Source organism: Streptomyces sp. WZ.A104, from assembly GCF_002382885.1.
GTDB lineage: Bacteria > Actinomycetota > Actinomycetes > Streptomycetales > Streptomycetaceae > Streptomyces.
In genome coordinates, this window is record NZ_NWVL01000044.1 from 48,730 (window position 1) to 69,106 (window position 20,377).

20 protein-coding genes and 1 pseudogene are annotated in these 20,377 nt (G+C 71.6%); 15 read left to right on the forward strand and 6 right to left on the reverse strand.

Features of this window, described 5'->3' with window-relative positions:
* Positions 1 to 16: 16 nt before the first annotated feature.
* The 3 genes from CIB93_RS22905 to CIB93_RS22915 all read left to right on the forward strand — a co-directional run bounded on the left by CIB93_RS22905 (position 17) and on the right by CIB93_RS22915 (position 931).
* Positions 17 to 232: a hypothetical protein gene (locus CIB93_RS22905; RefSeq protein WP_096629424.1), complete on the forward strand. Its 216-nt coding sequence runs from the start codon at positions 17 to 19 to the stop codon at positions 230 to 232.
* Positions 232 to 561 (forward strand): hypothetical protein, encoded by a 330-nt coding sequence (locus tag CIB93_RS22910; protein WP_096629425.1) that lies wholly within the window; start codon positions 232 to 234, stop codon positions 559 to 561. The genes CIB93_RS22905 and CIB93_RS22910 overlap by 1 nt, the downstream gene beginning before the upstream one ends.
* 85 nt (positions 562 to 646) lie before the next feature.
* Entirely contained in the window at positions 647 to 931 is a 285-nt protein-coding gene (locus tag CIB93_RS22915; RefSeq protein ID WP_096629427.1) for a response regulator transcription factor, read from the forward strand.
* Positions 932 to 953: 22 nt separating this feature from the next.
* Here CIB93_RS22915 and CIB93_RS22920 read toward each other — a convergent pair whose 3' ends face one another.
* On the reverse strand, positions 954 to 1,241 hold the full coding sequence (locus CIB93_RS22920) for a YciI family protein (protein ID WP_096629429.1): 288 nt from the start codon (positions 1,239 to 1,241) through the stop codon (positions 954 to 956).
* A gap of 93 nt (positions 1,242 to 1,334) precedes the next feature.
* On the opposite strand from CIB93_RS22920, the gene CIB93_RS22925 reads away from it, so the two are divergent.
* Together CIB93_RS22925 and CIB93_RS22930 are read left to right on the forward strand one after the other, a co-directional pair.
* Complete coding sequence (locus CIB93_RS22925; protein ID WP_096629431.1) at positions 1,335 to 2,021, forward strand: endonuclease V; 687 nt, start codon at positions 1,335 to 1,337, stop codon at positions 2,019 to 2,021.
* Between the two features lie 29 nt (positions 2,022 to 2,050).
* Positions 2,051 to 2,587, forward strand: coding sequence for an O-methyltransferase (locus CIB93_RS22930; protein ID WP_373558792.1), 537 nt, complete (start codon positions 2,051 to 2,053; stop codon positions 2,585 to 2,587).
* 37 nt (positions 2,588 to 2,624) lie between these two features.
* Here CIB93_RS22930 and CIB93_RS22935 read toward each other — a convergent pair whose 3' ends face one another.
* Positions 2,625 to 3,371 (reverse strand): dienelactone hydrolase family protein, encoded by a 747-nt coding sequence (locus CIB93_RS22935; RefSeq protein ID WP_096629458.1) that lies wholly within the window; start codon positions 3,369 to 3,371, stop codon positions 2,625 to 2,627.
* A gap of 109 nt (positions 3,372 to 3,480) precedes the next feature.
* Here CIB93_RS22935 and CIB93_RS22940 point away from each other — a divergent pair, with 109 nt between their 5' ends.
* Positions 3,481 to 3,963 carry a MarR family winged helix-turn-helix transcriptional regulator gene (locus CIB93_RS22940; protein ID WP_096629433.1) on the forward strand — a complete coding sequence of 161 codons (483 nt, stop codon included), beginning with the start codon at positions 3,481 to 3,483 and terminating at the stop codon, positions 3,961 to 3,963.
* Between the two features lie 76 nt (positions 3,964 to 4,039).
* On the opposite strand, the gene CIB93_RS22945 is transcribed toward CIB93_RS22940, so the two are convergent.
* Positions 4,040 to 5,230, reverse strand: a complete 1,191-nt coding sequence (locus tag CIB93_RS22945) for a trans-acting enoyl reductase family protein (RefSeq protein WP_096629434.1) — start codon at positions 5,228 to 5,230, stop codon at positions 4,040 to 4,042.
* Positions 5,231 to 5,441: 211 nt separating this feature from the next.
* Here CIB93_RS22945 and CIB93_RS22950 point away from each other — a divergent pair, with 211 nt between their 5' ends.
* From CIB93_RS22950 to CIB93_RS22965, 4 genes are all read left to right on the forward strand, one after another.
* Positions 5,442 to 6,569, forward strand: a complete 1,128-nt coding sequence (locus CIB93_RS22950; protein ID WP_096629436.1) for a CaiB/BaiF CoA-transferase family protein — start codon at positions 5,442 to 5,444, stop codon at positions 6,567 to 6,569.
* Between the two features lie 26 nt (positions 6,570 to 6,595).
* Positions 6,596 to 7,738, forward strand: a complete 1,143-nt coding sequence (locus CIB93_RS22955; RefSeq protein WP_096629437.1) for an acyl-CoA dehydrogenase family protein — start codon at positions 6,596 to 6,598, stop codon at positions 7,736 to 7,738.
* 78 nt (positions 7,739 to 7,816) lie between these two features.
* On the forward strand, positions 7,817 to 9,031 hold the full coding sequence (locus tag CIB93_RS22960) for an acetyl-CoA C-acetyltransferase (protein ID WP_096629438.1): 1,215 nt from the start codon (positions 7,817 to 7,819) through the stop codon (positions 9,029 to 9,031).
* A gap of 44 nt (positions 9,032 to 9,075) precedes the next feature.
* Positions 9,076 to 11,247 (forward strand): 3-hydroxyacyl-CoA dehydrogenase NAD-binding domain-containing protein, encoded by a 2,172-nt coding sequence (locus CIB93_RS22965; RefSeq protein WP_096629440.1) that lies wholly within the window; start codon positions 9,076 to 9,078, stop codon positions 11,245 to 11,247.
* Between the two features lie 36 nt (positions 11,248 to 11,283).
* Here the strand turns inward: CIB93_RS22965 and CIB93_RS22970 are convergent, their stop codons facing one another.
* Positions 11,284 to 12,015, reverse strand: coding sequence for a MerR family transcriptional regulator (locus tag CIB93_RS22970; RefSeq protein ID WP_096629441.1), 732 nt, complete (start codon positions 12,013 to 12,015; stop codon positions 11,284 to 11,286).
* A gap of 131 nt (positions 12,016 to 12,146) precedes the next feature.
* On the opposite strand from CIB93_RS22970, the gene CIB93_RS22975 reads away from it, so the two are divergent.
* Together CIB93_RS22975 and CIB93_RS22980 are read left to right on the forward strand one after the other, a co-directional pair.
* Positions 12,147 to 12,623: a macro domain-containing protein gene (locus tag CIB93_RS22975; RefSeq protein WP_096629443.1), complete on the forward strand. Its 477-nt coding sequence runs from the start codon at positions 12,147 to 12,149 to the stop codon at positions 12,621 to 12,623.
* 113 nt (positions 12,624 to 12,736) lie between these two features.
* Positions 12,737 to 13,609, forward strand: coding sequence for an oxygenase MpaB family protein (locus tag CIB93_RS22980; protein WP_096629444.1), 873 nt, complete (start codon positions 12,737 to 12,739; stop codon positions 13,607 to 13,609).
* A gap of 19 nt (positions 13,610 to 13,628) precedes the next feature.
* Here CIB93_RS22980 and CIB93_RS39015 read toward each other — a convergent pair.
* Positions 13,629 to 13,820: pseudogene (locus tag CIB93_RS39015) on the reverse strand (M1 family peptidase); the annotation flags it as partial.
* A 257-nt stretch (positions 13,821 to 14,077) separates the two neighbouring features.
* Between CIB93_RS39015 and CIB93_RS22990 the strand changes: the two are divergent.
* Together CIB93_RS22990 and CIB93_RS22995 are read left to right on the forward strand one after the other, a co-directional pair.
* Entirely contained in the window at positions 14,078 to 15,463 is a 1,386-nt protein-coding gene (locus CIB93_RS22990; RefSeq protein WP_096629446.1) for a M14 family metallocarboxypeptidase, read from the forward strand.
* Positions 15,464 to 15,536: 73 nt separating this feature from the next.
* On the forward strand, positions 15,537 to 17,303 hold the full coding sequence (locus tag CIB93_RS22995; RefSeq protein ID WP_096629448.1) for a BCCT family transporter: 1,767 nt from the start codon (positions 15,537 to 15,539) through the stop codon (positions 17,301 to 17,303).
* A 203-nt stretch (positions 17,304 to 17,506) separates the two neighbouring features.
* On the opposite strand, the gene CIB93_RS23000 is transcribed toward CIB93_RS22995, so the two are convergent.
* Positions 17,507 to 18,430 (reverse strand): FAD-dependent oxidoreductase, encoded by a 924-nt coding sequence (locus tag CIB93_RS23000; protein ID WP_179500211.1) that lies wholly within the window; start codon positions 18,428 to 18,430, stop codon positions 17,507 to 17,509.
* A 110-nt stretch (positions 18,431 to 18,540) separates the two neighbouring features.
* Here CIB93_RS23000 and CIB93_RS23005 point away from each other — a divergent pair, with 110 nt between their 5' ends.
* Positions 18,541 to 20,178: an ABC-F family ATP-binding cassette domain-containing protein gene (locus tag CIB93_RS23005; protein ID WP_096629451.1), complete on the forward strand. Its 1,638-nt coding sequence runs from the start codon at positions 18,541 to 18,543 to the stop codon at positions 20,176 to 20,178.
* Positions 20,179 to 20,377 lie beyond the last annotated feature (199 nt).

The window sequence follows — 20,377 nt, forward strand, 5'->3', positions numbered from 1 at the left end:
GGTCCTGTGCGGGCTCGTGATCCTCCGTGGCATCGCCCACTACGAGCACTTGCCGACCTGGCTCCGGGCGCTGGCCGCCCCGCTCGGCGCTCTAGTCTGCCTCGCCCTCTGGTGGCGGCGGCGTTACCCGGTGGCCGTCGCCCTGGTGGGGGTCCCCGCCCTCGCGCTCGCCAACACCTCCGTGGGCGCGGGCATGGTGATCCTGCTCAATCCTGGCCTGCGTGTGCCCTGATGGCCGAGACCGCGCAGGTCATCCGGGACAACGCGTACCAGGCGCTGGAGGAGCTGCGCGACGTGCTGTACGTGCTCCGCTCCGACTCCGAGGAGGGGGCCGACGAACGGGGCGAGCACGGCTCCCGGGGGAGCGGTAGGGGAACCGGCGGCGCGGCGGCCCCGCAGCCGAGGATGGGCGACATCGCGCGGCTGCTCGACGAGGCGCGGGCGGGCCAGCAGGTCGACATGCGCACTGAGGGCGACGCGACGGAGGCGGTACGGCAGAGGGCGCCCTTCCCCCGGCCCCAGGTCCAGCGCACCGCGTACCGCGTACCGCCTGATCCATGAGGGCCTGACCAACGCTCGCAAGCATGTCCCGGGCGCCCGGGCGCCCGGGTGACGGTACGGGTCGCCGGAGCCCCGGGCTCCGCGGGTGGAGCTGGACGGCGGGACCCTCGAACACGGCAGCCGGGACAGTGTGTTCACGCTGCTGGCCCCGCGCGAACGTGAGACCGCGGACGCCGTGGCCCAGGGCCTCTCGAACGCGGAGATCGCCGAGCGGCTGTTCCTCTCCGTCGGCACCGTCAAGGCCACGGTGTCCAGCGCCCTGGCCAGGCTGGAGCCCGACAACCGCATCCAGCTGGCGCTGCTGGCCCACGACGCGAGGCGGGCCGGGGACGGAGCCGGACTCGAACCGGCACCCTCCGACAGGCCCTGAGCGGGTCGGCGCCCCTGTCGGCCTACTGCCGGTAAGGAGCCAGCTCGGGAGCCGTCTTCGTCGCGATGAACTCGGTGATCCGGTACGCGCACACGCCGTGCGCGGTGAAGGGGTCGGCCGACGCGATCCTCTCGATCGCCGCCCGGTCGTCGCCCACGGCCAGGATCACCCCGCCGTCCCGGGGGTTCTTGCGGCCCGAGGCGATGAAGACGCCCGCCGCGTACTGCTCGTCGAGCCAGGCGATGTGCTCCTCCATCAGCACGTCGGCGCGCTCGATCGGAGCCGTGTAGGTCAATTCGAGTACGAACATGATCGTCAGGCTACGGGATGGCCGAGGGACGGTTCCCGGCCCGCCGGGAGCCGCGTATCGGACGCCCGCCCGCCACCGCATAAGCTGCCGCATATGACGACCTCCCCCACCCCCGCCCATGAGACCCCCGCCGACGAAGCCGAGGGCCGGGCGATCCAGGACCGGCTGCGCGACAGGGTGATCCTGGACGAGCCGGGTCCGGAGCCCGGAACGGGGCTGGTCACCGGCGTGGACGTGGCCTACGACGACGAGAAGGACGTCGTCGTCGCGGCGGCCGTCGTGCTGGACGCCGCGACGCTGGAGACGGTCGACGAGGCCACCGCGGTCGGCCGGGTCACCTTCCCGTACGTCCCCGGGCTGCTGGCCTTCCGGGAGATCCCCACGGTGCTGGAGGCACTGGACGGGCTGAGCGAGGGCCCCGGCCTCGTCGTCTGCGACGGTTACGGACTGGCCCACCCCCGCCGCTTCGGGCTCGCCAGCCACCTGGGCGTGCTCACCGGACTGCCGGTGATCGGCGTCGGCAAGAACCCGTTCACCTTCACCTACGAGGCCCCGGGCCCCCGGCGCGGCGATTCCTCCCCGCTGGTGGACGGCGAGGAGGTGGTGGGCCGGGCCCTGCGCACCCAGGAGAACACCAACCCCGTCTTCGTCTCCGTCGGCCACCGCGTCAGCCTCGACAACGCCTGCGCCCACATCCTGCGCCTCTCCGGCCGCTACCGTCAGCCGGAGACCACCCGCCGGGCGGACGCCCTGTGCCGCCGGACCCTCAAGGAGATCTGACCGTGGCCGGACGTGGGGTTCCCCCCAGGGTGGCCGCCGCCGAACGCATCGCAACCGAGGCCGGGTTCACGAAGAGCTGCATCCCCGAAGTGGGCAGGCTCCTCAGGCTCACCGCCGCCGCCAAACCCCGCGGAGTGATCGCCGAGAGCGGCACCGGCTCCGGAGTGGGCACCGCCTGGCTGCACAGTGGTCTCGCCACCGGTGCGCGCCTGGTCACCGTGGAGCGCGACGAGGAACTGGCCCGCCGGGCGGCCGGTGTCTTCGCGGACGACGAACGCGTCAGGGTGCTCACCGGGGACTGGCGGCTGCTCGAACAGCACGCCCCGTTCGACGTCTTCTTCTGCGACGGCGGCGGCAAGCGCGACGACTCCCAGAAGGTGATCGACCTGCTCGCCCCCGGCGGCCTGCTCCTCCTGGACGACTTCACCCCGTCCCCCGACTGGCCGCCCCGCTTCCTCGGCGAGGTGGACGAACTCCGCCTCTTCTACCTCACCCACCCGGACCTGGATGCCACGGAAGTGCTGACCACTCCCACGAGCTCGGTGATCGTCGCGGCGCGCCGGTAGAGGGAACGCCGTCCCCGCGCGGGGCCTTCGCCGCCGGTCAGGGCGTGTTCAGGGTGCGGTCGAGCAGAGGAAGCAGACGCTCCCAGTGGCGCAGCAGCCCGGCGGGGCTGAAGGCGTCGGTGTCGGACATGGTGAAACCGTGGACGGTGCCGGGGTAGACCTCGTAGGCGTGGCCGAGGCCCGCGGCCTCCAGGGTCCGGTCGAATGTGCGGAGGGCCTCGGGCGGCAGGTCGTCGGCGAGGCCGAGATGGACCTCGGCGGTGAGTTCGGGGACGAGGTGATGCGGGCTGTCGGGTCCGTCGGTCACCACGAATCCGGGGTGGAATCCGGCGACGGCAGCCACCGGGCCGGGGTGGGCCGCGGCGGTGCGCAGCGCCAGGGCCGCCCCCATGCAGTAGCCGATCACGGCCACCCGATCGAGGCCGACCCCGGGCCGGGCGGTGAGGAAGCTGAGAAAGGCGTCGGCGTCACGCAGAACGCGTTCGGGAGTGTGCGCCTTCAGCAGGGGCATCAGCCGGTCGAGGACCACGGGCCGCGCCTCTTCCCCGATGTGGTCGGGAAGCTCGATCACCGGTGCCTGACCGTGCCGGTAGTAGAGGTTGGGGACGAGCACGTAGTACCCGTGCCCGGCCAGCTCGCGGGCCAGCTCTTCCAGTACGGGCCGCAGGCCGAAGGCGTCCGGATACAGCAGCACCCCCGGGTGCCGCTCGCCGTCGTCGGGGAAGGCGACGAAGGCGTCGGCCACGCCGTCCGCGGTGGGAATCCGGGGCGTCTCGATGGGAATGGCGTTCTTCCTTCCGTGGAAACGGTCAACTTGCGTTAGTGACACTAACGATCATGTGGTGGTGAAGGTATACCATTAGTTGGGCTAACGCAATGGCTAGGATGGAGCCATGACTGGAACCGAAGGCGTGGACATTCCCTGCGACGATGCGCCCGGGGTGTCCGACCGGCTGAGCCGACGGGCGAGCAGGCTGCTGTCCCAGCTGACCGTGCGGTCGGACCGGCTGATCAGCGAAGGCCTGGCCCGGTCCGACGCCCGCAAGTGGCACTACGCCGTGCTCGCCTCACTCCAGGACCACGGGCCGGCCAGCCAGGCGGCGCTGAGCGGGCGCACCGGCATCTACCGCAGCGACATGGTCGCCGTACTCAACGAACTGGCCGAGCGTCACCTGGTCGAGCGGGCACCGGACCCCGACGACCGGCGCCGCAACGTCATCACGATCTCCACCCGGGGCCGCCGCCACCTGTGCCGTCTCGACGAGGTCCTGGACGACCTCCACGACGAACTGCTCGCGCCGCTGGGTCCAGCGGAACGCGACCAATTCGTACGGTTGCTCACCCGCCTGCTGGACCACCACACCCGGTCCTCCTGACCGGGGGCGGCGCAGATTCGGCGGATGGCCCTGGGTGTATTGATCACGAGCGTCGTCAACACCGGCCGGGCAGTGCCTACCGCACCGCCGCCACCCGGAACCGCAACCCCGCCGCCGTCAGTCGCTCCAGCAGCGCGTCGCCCATCGCCACGGCCGGGGTGACCTGCCCCGAGGTCTCTGGCAGGTCGTCCAGGGCCAGGCACACCGCCGACTCGGCAAGGATCTTCGCCGTCTCGCCGTAGCCCGGGTCGCCGCCGGAGACCTCCGTGAAGACCCGTCGCCCGCCGCCCTCGCCGACGAAGCGGATCGTGAACCAGCTCCGCTCGCGGCGCTCCTCGTCCGGTCCCCGGCCCGGCTCGTAACGGCCCATCAGCCACTCCCGTACGCCCTCGACCTGCGCGGCCGCGACCAGGCCGCCGATGGCCACCGGAGCGCCGAGGGCCATCGGCAGGGTCTTGACCGAGGCGAAGTGGCGGTAGCGGAAGTCGGGGCCGTACCGCTCCAGGGCGCGTGCGGAGCGGCCCACGATCGTCGGGTCCACCGTCGGCAGCGGCAGCGCCCAGGCGCCGGTGGCGGCACTGAAGTGCGGGGTGCCCAGCGGGGTGCGGACGCGGCGGCCCACCACGCGCGGCTCGTGCAGACGGCGTTCCCGGGCCGCGGCCGCCATCTGCGTGCCCCGGCCCATCGCGGTCAGCGCCGAGGCGAACGTGCCGCCGGAGAACACCGCGTTGGTGCGGACGAAGCCGTCGACGGCCAGGGGGACGTCCTCGGGCAGCTGCCGGACGGTGAAGTACGCCCCCAGGTCGTGCGGGACGGAGTCGAAGCCGCAGGCGTGCACGATACGCGCCCCGGTCTCCCGGGCCCGCGCGTCCTGGTCGAGGTAGGTGCGGTCGATGAACTCCGCCTCTCCGGTGAGGTCCACGTAGTCCGTCCCGGCCTGGGCACAGGCGGCCACGAGCTTCTCGCCATAGCGGATGTACGGGCCCACCGTCGTGGCCACCACCCGTGTGGAGGCGGCCAGTTCGGCCAGCGCCTTCTCGTCGTCCGCGTCGGTCTCCAGCAGCGGCAGCCCGGCGCAGTCCGGATCGATCGCGGTGAGCCGTTCCCGCAGCCGCTCCAGCTTGGCCGGGCTGCGGCCCGCCAGTGCCCAGCGGAGGCCGGAGGGGGCATGGCCCGCCAGATACTCGGCCGTGAGCGTCCCCACGAAGCCGGTGGCACCGAAAAGGACGACGTCCAAGGGGCGTGTCGCGTCGTTCTGCCTGTTCACAAGTACCTCCGCGGGGGGACGGGTGCCGATGTGGCAGGCAGAGGGTAGCGGACGGTGCCGTGGTGGCGTGTGCCCGGGAGGCGCGGATGCGAGAGGATCGCGAAGGAGAAGAACTAAGCGCTTGCTCGGGCCAAGGGGTTGTGCGGAGCCGGGCGCATTCTTAGCATCGCAGGTGTTACATCAGTTGTGTCACACCACTGGGGGCTCACGGATGGCAAGCATCGAGCACGGCCCGCTGACCGGTGTCCGTGTCGTCGAGCTGGCGGGCATCGGCCCCGGGCCGTTCGCGGCGATGCTGCTCGCGGACCTCGGGGCCGACGTCGTACGCGTCGACCGGCCCGGTGGCGCGGGGCTCGGCATCGACCCCGCCTACGACCTCACCAACCGCAACAAACGCTCCGTCCTCGTCGACCTCAAGAATGACGGCGGAGCGGCCCGCGTCCTCGACCTCGTCGAGCGCGCCGACATCCTCGTCGAGGGCTACCGCCCGGGCGTCGCCGAACGCCTCGGCGTCGGGCCGGAGGTCTGTCTCGCCCGCAACCCGCGCCTGGTCTACGGTCGGATGACCGGCTGGGGGCAGGACGGGCCGCTCGCCGAGCGCGCCGGGCACGACATCTCCTACATCGCGCTCACCGGAACCCTCTCCATGATCGGCAAGCCGGACGAGCCGCCCACCGTCCCCGCCAACCTGGTCGGCGACTACGCGGGCGGCTCCCTCTACCTCGTCGTCGGCGTCCTCGCCGCCCTCCAGCACGCCCGCGCCCACGGCGAGGGCCAGGTCGTCGACGCCGCCATCGTCGACGGTGCCGCCCACCTCGCCACGATGATCCACGGCATGCTGGCCGCCGGCGGCTGGCAGGACCGGCGCGGCACGAACCTGCTGGACGGCGGCTGCCCGTTCTACGGCTCCTACGAGACCTCCGACGGGCAGTACATGGCCGTCGGCCCCCTGGAACAGCGCTTCTACGCAGAGTTCACCGAAATCCTCGGCCTCGCGGACACCGCCCCCGACCGGGGCGACCTCACCCGCTGGGACGAACTGCGCACCGCCGTCGCCGACCGCTTCCGCACCCGTACGCGGGCCGAGTGGACCGAGGCGTTCGACGGGAGCGACGCCTGTGTGGCCCCCGTGCTCTCGCTCCGTGAGGCCCCGCACCACCCGCACCTCGCCGCCCGCGCGACCTTCGTCGAGCACGGCGGCCTCACCCAGCCCGCCCCCGCCCCGCGCTTCTCGGCCACCCCCGTCTCCGTACGCAGCGGGCCCGCGCAACCCGGCGCCGACACGGCCGCCGTCGCCGCCGACTGGGACGTACCCGGGCTCCGGCCCGACCCGTCCTGACCGACAAGACACCCCTAGGAGACCCCGTGCAACGGCAGATCTTCACCGAGGAGCACGACGCGTTCCGCGAGACCGTCCGGGCCTTCCTGGCCAAGGAGGTCCTCCCGCACTACGAGCAGTGGGAGCGGGACGGCATCGTCTCCCGTGACGCCTGGCTCGCGGCCGGACGCGCCGGGCTCCTCGGCCTCGCCGTCCCCGAGGAGTACGGGGGCGGCGGTTCCACCGACTTCCGCTACAGCGCCGTCCTCGCCGAGGAGTTCACCCGCGCCGGGGCCGCAGGTCTCGCGATCGGCCTGCACAACGACATCATCGGCCCCTACCTCACCGGCCTCGCCACCGACGAGCAGAAGCGCCGCTGGCTCCCCGGCTTCTGCAGCGGCGAGACCATCACCGCCATCGCCATGACCGAGCCGGGCGCGGGCTCCGACCTCCAGGGCATCCGCACCACCGCCGAGGACAGGGGCGACCACTGGCTGCTCAACGGCTCCAAGACCTTCATCTCCAACGGCATCCTCGCCGACCTGGTGATCGTCGTCGCGAAGACCACCCCCGAGGGCGGTGCCAAGGGCCTCTCCCTGATCGTCGTCGAGCGCGGCGCGGAGGGCTTCGAGCGGGGCCGCAACCTCGACAAGATCGGCCAGAAGTCCCAGGACACGGCCGAGTTGTTCTTCAACGACGTCCGCGTTCCGAAGGAGAACCTCCTCGGTGAGCGCGACGGCGCGTTCATCCATCTGATGACCAACCTGGCCCAGGAACGCATGGGCATAGCGGTCGCCGGGATCGCCGCGGCCGAACACCTGCTGGAGATCACCACCCAGTACGTCAAGGAGCGCGAGGCCTTCGGGCGCCCGCTCTCCAAGCTCCAGCACATCCGCTTCGAGATCGCGGAGATGGCGACCGAGTGCGCCGTCACCCGGACCTTTCTCGACCGTTGCATCGTCGACCACTCCGACGGCGCCCTCGACGCCGTCCACGCCTCCATGGCCAAGTGGTGGGCCACCGAACTCCAGAAGCGCGTCGCCGACCGCTGCCTCCAACTCCACGGCGGCTACGGATACATGAGCGAGTACAGGGTCGCCAAGGCGTTCACCGACGGCCGTATCCAGACCATCTACGGCGGAACGACCGAGATCATGAAGGAGATCATCGGCCGTTCGCTGCTCGCCTGACACCCGGACCCTCGTGCGCGCGCCCGAGCCCTCCTGGCTCCCCCCGTTCTTCACCACCACCTTCGAAAGGCAGCTGTCTTGAGTACCGAAGCATTCGTCTACGACGCGATCCGCACCCCGCGCGGCCGGGGCAAGGCCAACGGCGCCCTCCACGGCACCAAGCCGATCGACCTGGTCGTCGGCCTCATCCACGAGATCCAGGGCCGCTTCCCGGACCTGGACCCGGCCGCCATCGACGACATCGTCCTCGGCGTGGTCAGCCCGCTCGGCGACCAGGGCTCCGACATCGCCCGCATCGCCGCCATCGCGGCCGGGCTGCCCGACTCCGTCGCCGGCGTCCAGGAGAACCGCTTCTGTGCCTCGGGCCTGGAGGCCGTCAACCTCGCCGCCGCCAAGGTCCGTTCGGGCTGGGAGGACCTGGTCCTCGCCGGTGGCGTCGAGTCGATGTCCCGGGTGCCGATGGGCTCCGACGGCGGGGCCTGGGCGATGGACCCGATGACCAGCTTCGAGACCGGCTTCGCCCCGCAGGGCATCGGCGCCGACCTCATCGCCACCATCGAGGGCTTCAGCCGCCGCGATGTCGACGAGTACGCCGCCCTCTCCCAGGAGCGTGCCGCCGCGGCCTGGAAGGACGGCCGCTTCGCCCGCTCCGTCGTCCCGGTCAAGGACCGCAACGGCCTGCTCGTCCTCGACCACGACGAGCACATGCGCCCCGGCACCACCGCCGACTCCCTCGCCGGTCTCAAGCCGTCCTTCGCCGCCATCGGCGACATGGGCGGGTTCGACGCGGTGGCGCTCCAGAAGTACCACTGGATCGAGAAGATCGACCACGTCCACCACGCCGGCAACTCCTCCGGCATCGTCGACGGCGCCGCCCTCGTCGCCATCGGCTCCAAGGAGGTCGGCGAGCGCTACGGCCTCACCCCCCGCGCCCGCATCGTCTCCGCGGCGGTCTCCGGCTCCGAGCCCACCATCATGCTCACCGGTCCCGCCCCCGCCACGCGCAAGGCGCTCGCCAAGGCCGGTCTCACGATCGACGACATCGACCTCGTCGAGATCAACGAGGCCTTCGCCGGAGTCGTCCTGCGCTTCGTCAAGGACATGGGCCTCTCCCTGGACAAGGTCAACGTCAACGGCGGGGCCATCGCGCTCGGCCACCCCCTCGGCGCGACCGGCGCGATGATCCTCGGCACCGTCATCGACGAACTGGAGCGCCGCGACCAGCGGTTCGGCCTCGTCACTCTCTGCGTCGGCGGCGGCATGGGCGTCGCGACCGTCGTCGAACGCATCTGACCGTCCCGCCCCGGCCACCCCTGCTTACGGAGAAGACAACCGACATGACCGAGAGCACCACCATCCGCTGGGAACAGGACGAGACCGGCGTCGTCACGCTCGTCCTCGACGACCCCAACCAGTCCGCCAACACGATGAACCAGGCCTTCAAGGACTCCATCGCCGCCGTCGCGGACCGGGCGGAGGCCGAGAAGGACTCCATCCGCGGCATCATCTACACCTCCGCCAAGAAGACCTTCTTCGCGGGCGGCGACCTCAAGGACATGATCAAGGTCGGGCCCGAGAACGCCCAGGCCGCCTTCGACACCGGCACCGCCATCAAGCGCTCGCTGCGCCGCATCGAGACCCTCGGCAAGCCCGTCGTCGCCGCCATCAACGGGGCGGCCCTCGGCGGGGGTTACGAGATCGCGCTCGCCTCCCACCACCGCGTCGCCCTCGACGCCCCCGGCTCTCGCATCGGCCTGCCCGAGGTCACCCTCGGCCTGCTTCCGGCGGGCGGCGGCGTCACCCGCACCGTACGCCTCATGGGCATCGCCGACGCGCTGCTCAAGGTGCTGCTCCAGGGCACCCAGTACACCCCGCGGCGTGCTCTGGAGAACGGCCTCGTCCACGAAGTCGCCGCCACTCGCGAGGAGATGATCGCAAAGGCCCGTGCCTTCATCGACGCGAACCCCGAGTCGCAGCAGCCCTGGGACGTCAAGGGCTACAAGATTCCCGGTGGCACCCCCTCCAGCCCACGTTTCGCCGCCAACCTGCCGGCGTTTCCGGCCAACTTGAAGAAGCAGCTGGCGGGCGCTCCCATGCCCGCGCCGCGCAACATCCTGGCGGCGGCCGTCGAGGGCTCCCAGGTCGACTTCGAGACCGCCCTGACCATCGAGGCCCGGTACTTCACCGAGCTGGTCACCGGCCAGGTCTCCAAGAACATGATCCAGGCGTTCTTCTTCGACCTCCAGGCCGTCAACTCCGGTGCCAACCGCCCCAAGGACATCCCCGAGCGCCCGGTCCGCAAGGTCGCCGTCCTCGGCGCCGGGATGATGGGCGCGGGCATCGCCTACTCCTGCGCCAAGGCCGGGATCGACGTCGTCCTCAAGGACGTCTCCACCGAGGCGGCCGCCAAGGGCAAGACGTACAGCGAGAAGCTGCTCGCCAAGGCGCTCTCCCGGGGCCGTACGACGGAGGCCAAGCGCGACGAGCTGCTGGCCCGGATCACCCCGACCGGCGACGCGGCCGACCTCGCGGGCTGCGACGCGGTGATCGAGGCCGTCTTCGAGGACACCGCCCTCAAGCACAAGGTGTTCCAGGAGATCCAGGACGTCATCGAACCCGATGCCCTGCTCTGCTCCAACACCTCCACCCTCCCGATCACCGTCCTCGCCGAAGGCGTCGCGCGCCCCGCCGACTTCATCGGGCTGCACTTCTTCTCGCCCGTCGACAAGATGCCGCTGGTCGAGATCATCAAGGGCGAGCGGACCGGCGACGAGGCGCTGGCCCGCGCCTTCGACCTGGTGCGCCGGATCAAGAAGACTCCGATCGTCGTCAACGACTCGCGCGGCTTCTTCACCTCACGCGTCATCGGCCAGTTCATCAACGAGGGCGTCGCCATGGTCGGCGAGGGCGTCGAGCCCGCATCCGTCGAGCAGGCCGCCGCCCAGTCCGGCTACCCGGCCAAGGTCCTCTCCCTGATGGACGAGTTGACCCTGACCCTGCCCCGTAAGATCCGCGACGAGACCAAGCGCGCGGTGGAGGAGGCGGGCGGCAGCTGGCCCGGACACCCCTCCGACGCGGTCATCGACCGCATGGTCGACGAGTTCGGCCGACCCGGACGCAGCGGCGGCGCGGGCTTCTACGACTACGACGAGGACGGCAGGCGCGTCGGCCTGTGGCCCGGACTGCGCGAGCACTTCGCCAAGCCGGACACCGATGTGCCGTTCGAGGACATGAAGGAGCGGATGCTCTTCTCCGAGGCGCTGGACAGCGTCCGCTGCCTGGAGGAGAACGTCCTCGTCTCCGTCGCGGACGCCAACATCGGCTCCATCATGGGCATCGGCTTCCCGCCGTGGACCGGCGGCGTGCTCCAGTACATCAACGGCTACGAGGGCGGCCTGCCCGGGTTCGTGGCCCGCGCCCGGGAACTCGCCGAGCGTTACGGCGACCGGTTCCTGCCGCCCGCACTGCTCGTGGAGAAGGCGGAGAAGGGCGAGACCTTCCACGACTGAGCGCCCGAGTGAGCTGCCCGCGGGCCCCGTTCACCGTCACTCGGCGGTGAACGCGGCCCGCAGCTCCTCCTTCAACGAGCGCTGAAACGCCGTCACCAGCGCCTGCACCACGATCGGTTGCATGTGAGCCGACAGCGACTTCATCGCAGCCACATGCTCGGGGTCGCCCTCGCGCTCCCGGTAGGGATTCCAGACCTCGTCCCGGAACAGCCGGGTCATCGCCTGGGCGGCGGAACGCGTGTGCTCCAGCAGTACGGTCCGGGCCGCGAGGATCGTCTCGTGAGCGATCGGTACGTCCAGCAGCTCCACCCCGAGTCGCAGCAGCCCCAGGTCCACCCGGTGGGCCCCGCCCTCCTCCGGCGGCCGCACCAGCACCCCCATCGCCGCCAGCCGCTCCACATCGGCGTCCGACAGCGCCCGCCCGGCCCGCCGCTCCAGCTCGGCCCGGGACAGGTCCTCGGTCTTGTCCGGAGCCCAGGACGCCACCAGCGCCCGGTGGATCGCCAGATCATGGGCGCTCAGGTCGGGCGGCAGCTGCTCCAGATACCGTTCGATGGCCGCCAGCGTCATCCCCTGGTGCTGGAGCTCCTCGATCAGCGCGAGCCGGGAGAGGTGATCGGGACCGTAGCGCCCGATCCGGCGCGGCCCGATGACCGGGGGCGGCAGCAGGCCCCGGGTGCTGTAGAAGCGCACGGTGCGCACGGTGACACCGGCGCGTGCCGCCAGCTCGTCCACCGTGAGCGTCGGCTCGTCGGTCCCCGTCGCCATCTCTGCTCCCCGCAGTCGAACCCTCATATCGGACAGTCCTGCTGTCTCACCACTACTGTGAAAGTCTCCGGCACCGGGGCGACCGCGTCCACCCCGGCCGCGTTGTCAGTGGCGGGCCGTACGGTGAGGTCATGTCGGAGATCACTTACGTACGGGGGGACGCCACGGCCCCGCAGGGCAAGGGCGTCAAGCTGATCGTCCACGTCTGCAACGACCTCGGAGGCTGGGGCAAGGGCTTCGTCCTCGCCCTCTCCCGCCGCTGGCCCGAGCCGGAGGCCGCCTACCGCCGCTGGCACCGGGAGCGTGCGGGCAACGGGTTCGGCCTGGGCGCGGTGCAGTTCGTCCAGGCGGGGGCGTATCTCTGGGTCGCCAACATGATCGGCCAGCGGGGCATGCGCACCGGCAGCAAAGGGGTGCCCGTGCGGTACGAGGCCATCGACACGGCCCTGGGTGCGGTGGCCGTCCGGGCGGGCGAGCTCGGGGCCTCGGTCCATATGCCGCGTATAGGCTGCGGCCTCGCGGGCGGCAAGTGGTCCAGGATCGAGCCGCTGATCGAGCGACGCCTGATATCCGCCGGCCTGGCGGTGACGGTGTACGACCAGGACTGACCGGCCCGTCGGCGCCCTCGGACCCACCGCCCCCGCTCTCCCGTCCGCGAGGGATCATGGAGGGACGGGGCGGGCAGCACACGGCAGGCCCGCCGGGACCGTGGGAGCACCGGATGAGCAGGGCGTACGACGAGAGGGACCCCGAGCCGCCGCCGGGCGGTGTGCTCTGGAGCCTGTCCGGCGACATCCGCGCCCTGCTGATGCTGCCCGCCGCCCTCACGCTCCAGGTCGCCCACCCGGCCGTCGGCGCGGGCGTGGACGAGCACTCCGTCTTCCGTACGGACCCGTGGGGACGCGGCGAACGCTCGCTGCGCTCGCTCCAGCTCTGGGTGTACGGCGGAGCGGAGGCCGCCGAGGAAGGCCGCAGGCTGCGCCGACTGCACCGCACCATCCAGGGAACCGACACCCGGGGCCGGCGCTACCACGCCCTGACGCCCGCCAACTACGCCTGGGTGCACGCCACCGGGTTTCCCGTCCACCAGCACGCGGCCCGCTATCTGATCCGGCCGATGAGCCCCGCCCAGGAGCGCGCGCTGTACGCGGAGTGGCTCCGGGTCGGCCGGATTCTCGGCATCCACGACCGGGACATGCCCCAGACCATCGAGGAGTTCTGGCCGTACTGGGAGAAGATGCTCGCCGAGGAGATCGAGGCGACGGTCGTGGTGCGGGAGCTGGTCGACGTTGACCAGCCCGTGCCCCCGCCGGACCGTGGCCCGTGGCCGCTGAGGATGATCCTTCGCGCGCTGTGGCCGACGCTGCTGCCGCCGCTGGCCCGGTTCCGGCGGTTCGTCACCATCGGGCTCATGCCGCCGGACGCCCGCGCGGCGATCGGTCTGCCGTGGACGGCGGTCCAGGAGAAGCGGCTGCGGCGGCTCTGCGCGGTGGTGCGGGCGGTTGTCCCCGCACTCCCCGAGCGGCTGCGGTACCTGCCGATGGCGCGTGCGGCCCGCGCCACGCACGCCACCAGGGGCCGCCGGAACGGCTGAACTTCGCCGCTCCGACGCCCAGCAGGTCGGTCGTGGGCTGGTACTTCAGCCGCAGGTCGTAGTGGGAGACGTCGTAGCCACCGTTTCCGCTGGCCGGGTAGTACGGGTCGCCGATACCCGGGGCGCCCACGGTGCCCGGTGAGGCCGCTGCCGGGATCGCCAGCAGAAGGGTGGCCGCCAGTGCGCTGGGGACGATGAATCTGCGGTGCACGCAAGCTCCAAACAGTCGGGACGCGGGTGGGACTTCGTCGGAACAGATGATCGTCCGACATGTCATGACGAGGCTATTCAGCCGCAGCGGCTGGGCGGGCTGTTTCCGGGCACCCCTGTCACACGGTCGCCGTTCCGTCGTCACGGACGGCAGTGATCGCCCCCTGTTGCCCGGGAGTTGACCGGGGTAACGTCCGCACACGCCGACAGGCGGCGGGCGTCCGGTGCCCGCCCTCGTATCCCGGGAGGCAGCCGCTGATGATCCCTCGCGCCGCTCGCGCACTCCGTATGCTCAGCCCGCATCCGTGGCTCGCGCCCGTCCCGGGTCCCGCCCGGCACGGGGGCGCGCCGACGCGCCGCGGTGCGAGCGCGACACGCCGGACGGCCCTGGCGGCGGCGCTCGCCGCCCTGGCCCTGCCGTTGGCCATCGCACCCGCAGAGGCCTCGCCCCGTCCACCGCGCACCGGGTTCGAGACGAGCTACGGGGCTCGATGGACCGGCGAGGCGGAGGAGCGGGCCTTCCTCGCGGCGGTGGACCGGGGGAGCGACCAGGTCTCCCTCGACCGGATCGGCACGACCGGTGAGGGCCGCCCCCTCCACCTCGTACGCGTCGGTCAGGAGCGTCCCACCGCCACCACGGTGCTGCTGATCTGCAGTCAGCACGGGGACGAGCCCGCCGGGCGCGAGGCGTGCCTGACCACGGTCCGGGACCTGGCCTTCGCCGAGGACCGGGCGACCCGCGCACTGCTGTCCCGCACGCGCGTGCTGGTGCTGCCCACGGCCAACCCCGACGGGCGCGCCGCGAACACCCGGGGAAACGCCGACGGCGTCGATGTGAACCGGGACCACATCGCCCTGGAGACCGCGGAGGCGCGGGCCATCGCCGCCGTCGTGCGCGACGAACGGCCGGACGTGATCTATGACTTGCATGAGTACGGCGCGACCCCGCCGTACTACGACAAGGACCTGTTCGTCCTCTGGCCACGGAACCTGAACGTCGACGACCGGGTCCACGGTGCCGCCCGGACCCTCTCCGAGCGCTATGTCCGCACCGCCGCGACGGCGGACGGCTACAGCAGCGGCCACTACGGGATCTGGACCGATCCGGCCACCGGTGAGCCCATCAAGCAGACGGCGGGCGACGGCCAGGAACGCATCCTGCGCAACGCTTCGGGCCTCAAGCACGCCGTCGGCCTGCTCATCGAGTCCCGGGTCGACGCGCTGAGCGAGGCGGAGAAGGCCGATCCGGCGCTCAACCAGCGCCGCAGGGTCCACTCCCAGCTGACCGCGCTCGGCGGTCTGTTCGGCTTCACCGAGGAGCAGCGCGCACGGCTCCGGGCGGCCACCGCCCTCTCGCGGCTGACCGGACTCGCCGACCGGGGGCCCGTGTACCTGGGCGGCGCCGACAACGACCCGGCCGAGCCCGCCGAGGTCATCGCCGACCCACCGTGCGGCTACCGGCTCGAAGCGGCCCAGTACGCCCGGGTGAAGGACCAGCTGGCTCTGCACGGTGTCAGGGCCCGGCCGAAGGGGGATGGCGTGTTTGTGCCCCTGCGTCAGCCGGCTCGGAACCTGATTCCGCTGCTTCTCGATCAACGGGCGGCATATCACCTCGTAAAAGGTCAAGTCGGAACTGCTTGTTGATCCTTCGAGATCCATGGCAGGTGTGGTACTGCCTACAGAGAGCGTTTTTCAGACTCGGTGAAAGGTGCCTTTTGTGTCCCAGGACGACCAGACAGCGGACGCGCGGGAGGGGCTGTCGGTCACGGCGGACCTTCCCCCCGAACCGGTCACTACCAGGACTCCCACCACCGACCGGGTGGTGTTCGGCGTCACGGCGGTCCTCACCCTCGCCTTCGTCATCTGGGGTGCCACCGCCACCGACTCCCTGGAGCGAGCGTCCGGCAAGCTGCTCAACGGGCTGATCCACAACGGTGGCTGGGCCTTCATACTGGCCGCGTCGGCCTTCGTCGTCTTCGCCCTGTGGCTGGCCATCAGCCGTTACGGAAAGATCAGCCTGGGCCAGGAGGGCGAGGAGCCGGAGTTCCGGACCATCTCCTGGATCGCGATGATGTTCAGCGCCGGTATGGGCATCGGGCTGATGTTCTGGGGCGTGGCCGAACCCCTCGCCCACTTCCGCAACCCGCCGCCGGGCACCGACCCCGCCGACTCTGCCGAGGCCATGCAGACGGCGATGGCCACCACGCTCTTCCACTGGACGCTGCACCCCTGGGCCATCTACGCGGTGGTCGGGCTCGCCATCGCCTACAGCGCCTACCGGATGCGCAGGCGGCAGACGATCAGCGCGGTATTCGAGCCGCTCATCGGCAAGCGTCGCGCGCGCGGCGGCTTCGGCCGCGTCATCGACATCCTGGCCATCTTCGCCACCCTGTTCGGCTCGGCGGCCTCCCTGGGGCTCGGCGCGCTCCAGATCGGCAGCGGCATCCAGGAGCTGGACTGGCTGGAGAAGGCCGGCACCGGCCTTCTCGTCGCGATCATCGCCGTCCTGACCGTCGGCTTCGTCGCCTCCGCGATCTCCGGCGTCGAGAAGGGCATCCAGTGGCTGTCCAACATCAACATGGTGCTGGCCCTGCTCCTCGTCCTGTTCGTCTTCGTCGCCGGTCCCACGATCTTCGTGCTCGACCTGGTGCCCACCTCCCTCGGCGCGTACCTGAGCGACCTGGGCCAGCTCGCCGGACGCACCGAGGCGACCGGCGGCGGTGACGTGGCCGACTGGCTCGGCAGCTGGACGGTCTTCTACTGGGCCTGGTGGATCTCCTGGACGCCCTTCGTGGGCATGTTCATCGCCAGGATCAGCCGCGGCCGGACGATCCGTCAGTTCGTCGGCGGTGTCATCCTGGTGCCCAGCACGGTCAGCCTGATCTGGTTCGCCGTCTTCGGCGGCTCGGCGATGAAGCTGGCCGAGGCCGGAAAGCTCACCGGTGCCGACACTCCGGAGGCGCAGCTGTTCGGCGTCCTCAATGAGTACCCGATCGCCACCCTGACGAGCCTCCTGGTGATGATCCTCGTCGGCATCTTCTTCGTCTCCGGCGCGGACGCCGCCTCGATCGTCATGGGCACGCTCTCGCAGAAGGGCGTCCTGGAACCGAGCAAGTGGGTGGTCATCTTCTGGGGTGTTGTGACCGGGGCGGTGGCCGCGATCATGCTGCTCATCGGGGACGGCAAGGAGAACGCGCTGGAGGGGCTCCAGAACCTCACCATCCTGGTCGCCGCGCCCTTCACCATCGTGATGGCCGGCATGTGCGTGGCCCTGATGCGGGACCTGCGCAAGGACCCGCAGATCGTCCGCCAGGAGTTCGGTGTGGAGGCGGTCGAGTCCGCGGTGATCGAGGGGCACGCCAGGTACGACGGCGACTTCGAGATCCGCATCGGGCCCGGGACCGCGACGGTCACCGACGAGCGCCACAAGCACGAGTCGGGCGGTTCGGGCACCACGGTCACGGAGCAGCGCCCCACCGACTGACCACAGCACCGAAACCCACCCCCGAAACCACCCCCGAAACTCACCCCCGAAACCCACCCCCGGAGTCCGCGACCGCCCACAGGCCGCGGGCTCCGGGGGCTCGGGGCACTCAGGGGTTCGGGGGCAGGGGACAAGGCTCCGGGGGCAAAAGCTCCGGCCGGGGAGCCGGTCCCTGTGCCCCCCCGGGGCCCACCCGCCCCCGCTCAGCCCACCAGGTCCGCCGCCGCCCGTGCGCACCCCCAGGCCACGGTCACGCCCGCGCCGCCGTGTCCGTAGTTGTGTACCAGCAGGCCGCCACCCCGCAGCGCCTCCGCCTCGATCCGGACCCCCGCCTCCCGCACCGGGCGCAGGCCCACCCGGTGGCCCAGTACCCGGGCCCCGGCGATCTCCGGGCGGACCCGGGCACACCGCGCCACGATCTCCCGGGCGGTCTCCGGGTCGGGCTCGGTGCGCGGATCGTCCGCCTGGGCCGTGCCGCCCAGCACCAGCCGCCCCGGCTGCGGGAAGAAATACGTCGTCGCGGCGGACGCCGGATCCGCCCGGGTGAACCACTCCTCGACGCCCGGGTTCTCCACGAGGACCAGCTGCCCCCGCACCGGTGACACCCCGGCGTCCGGCACCAGCTCGCGCGCCCCCAGCCCCGTGCAGTTCACGACCACCGAGCCCAGCGCCGCCGCCTCCTCGAACCCCGACACCGCCCGCCGCTCCACCGCACCGCCCGCCGCCACCAGCCGCTGTTCCAGCCACGCCAGGTGTACCGGCATATCCAGCAGCGGCAGCGTCACCCGCAACCCCTCGGGCACCTCCACAGCGTCCTCCAGCTCCGCGGCCCAGGTCCCCAGGGCCGCGAACCGCTCACCGCTGTGCAGCCCCCGCATCCGCCGTACGCCGGTCTCCTCCGGTACGGCGGCCAGCTCCTCGTACACCGCCAGCGTTTCCAGCGACCAGCCGCCGACCCGCTCCGCAGGCTCGATCCGGTACGGCCACCACAGCGCCCCCGCCACCGCCGAGGTCGTCGCCCCGGCCGGATCACGCGACCAGAGGCGCACCCGCAGGCCGCGCTCGGCCAGCGTCACAGCGGTGGTGAGCTCGACGACTCCGCCGCCCACCACGATCGCATCCGTCACTGTGGTCACTCCTGTCCCTCAGCACGCGCCTGTCGCTGCCCGGACGCTAACCGAAACCGCAAACCCGAGGCCAGAGGCACGGACCGACGGCGATTAGGATCGGCACCCTGATGACTGCCACCCTCGTCGCCAAGGACCTCGCCGCCGGACACGGCGACCGCACGCTCTTCGCCGGGCTCGACCTCGTCGTCGCCCCCGGTGACGTGATCGGTCTCGTCGGAGTCAACGGTGCCGGTAAATCCTCCCTGCTCCGCCTGCTCGCCGGGCTCGACCGCCCCGAGGAGGGCGAGCTGCGGCTCTCCCCGCCCACCGCCACCGTCGGCCACCTCCCGCAGGAGCCCGAGCGCCGCGAGGGCGAGACGGTGGCCGAGTTCCTGGCCGGCCGTACCGGCGTCGCCGACGCTCAGCGCGCCATGGACGAGGCGACCGAGGCCCTGGTCGCGGGTGCTCCGGGCGCGGACGACGCGTACGCCGACTCCCTGGAGCGCTGGCTCGCCCTCGGCGGCGCCGACCTGGAGGAGCGGGCCGGGCAGGTCGCCGCCGAGCTGGGCCTGAGCGTCGGCCTCGACCGGCCCATGACCGCGCTCTCCGGTGGGCAGGCGGCCCGCGCGGGCCTCGCCTCCCTGCTCCTGTCCCGCTATGACGTCTTCCTGCTCGACGAGCCCACCAACGACCTCGACCTCGACGGTCTGGAGCGCCTGGAACGCTTCGTGTCCGGTCTGCGAGCGGGCACCGTCGTCATCAGCCACGACCGCGAGTTCCTGATGCGCACGGTCACCAAGGTGCTGGAGCTGGACCTCGCCCAGCAGCAGATCAACCTCTACGGCGGTGGCTACGCGGCCTACCTGGAGGAACGGGAGACCGCCCGCCGCCACGCCCGCGAGGGCTACGAGGAGTACGCCGACAAGAAGGCCGCACTCGAAGCGCGCGGTCACATGCAGCGCTCCTGGATGGACAAGGGCGTCAAGAACGCCCGCCGCAAGGCCACCGACGGCGACAAGCTCGGCCGCAACGCCCGCAGCGAGGCCAGCGAGAAGCAGGCCGCGAAGGCCCGGCAGACCCAGCGCATGATCGAGCGCCTCGACGTCGTCGAGGAGCCGCGCAAGGAGTGGGAGCTGCGGATGGAGATCGCCTCCGCCCCGCGCTCCGGATCGGTCGTCGCGACCCTGCGCGAGGCCCGGGTGGTGCGCGGCGACTTCGCCTTCGGCCCCGCATCGCTCCAGATCGACTGGGCGGACCGGGTCGCCATCACCGGCGCGAACGGCGCGGGCAAGTCCACCCTGCTCGCCGCCCTGTTGGAGCGGCTGCCCCTGGACTCCGGCCACGCCGCGCTCGGTTCGGGCGTCGTGGTCGGCGAGGTGGACCAGGCCCGCAAGCTGTTCCTCGGGGCGCAGACGCTGCTGGAGGCTTTCTGCGCCGCCGTGCCGGACACCGAACCGGCCGAAGTGCGCACGCTCCTCGCCAAGTTCGGCCTCCGCGCCGACCATGTGATGCGCCCCGCCACCAGCCTCTCCCCGGGCGAACGCACCCGGGCCGCGCTTGCCCTGCTCCAGGGCCGGGGCGTCAATCTGCTGGTGCTCGACGAGCCGACGAACCATCTGGACCTGCCCGCCATCGAGCAGTTGGAGGCGGCCCTGGAGACGTACACGGGCACGCTGCTGCTGGTCACGCACGACCGCCGGATGCTGGAAGCGGTCCGTACGACGCGCCGCGTCGAGGTGGCGGGCGGTCAGGTCAAGGAAGTCTGAGTCGAGTTACGGGGGCGCTGGGGCCGGGCCGCACGCAACCCCCGTAACGGCGGGGGGCGGGGCGCACGCAAGCCCGCGACGGTTGAGGTACGGGCGGGCCGCACGCCGCGGCCCGCCCCACGAACCGCCGAGGTTCAGCGTCCCTGGCCGCGGCCCTGCTTCGGGTCGCCCAGCCCGGCCCGCCGCAGCGCGTCCGCCA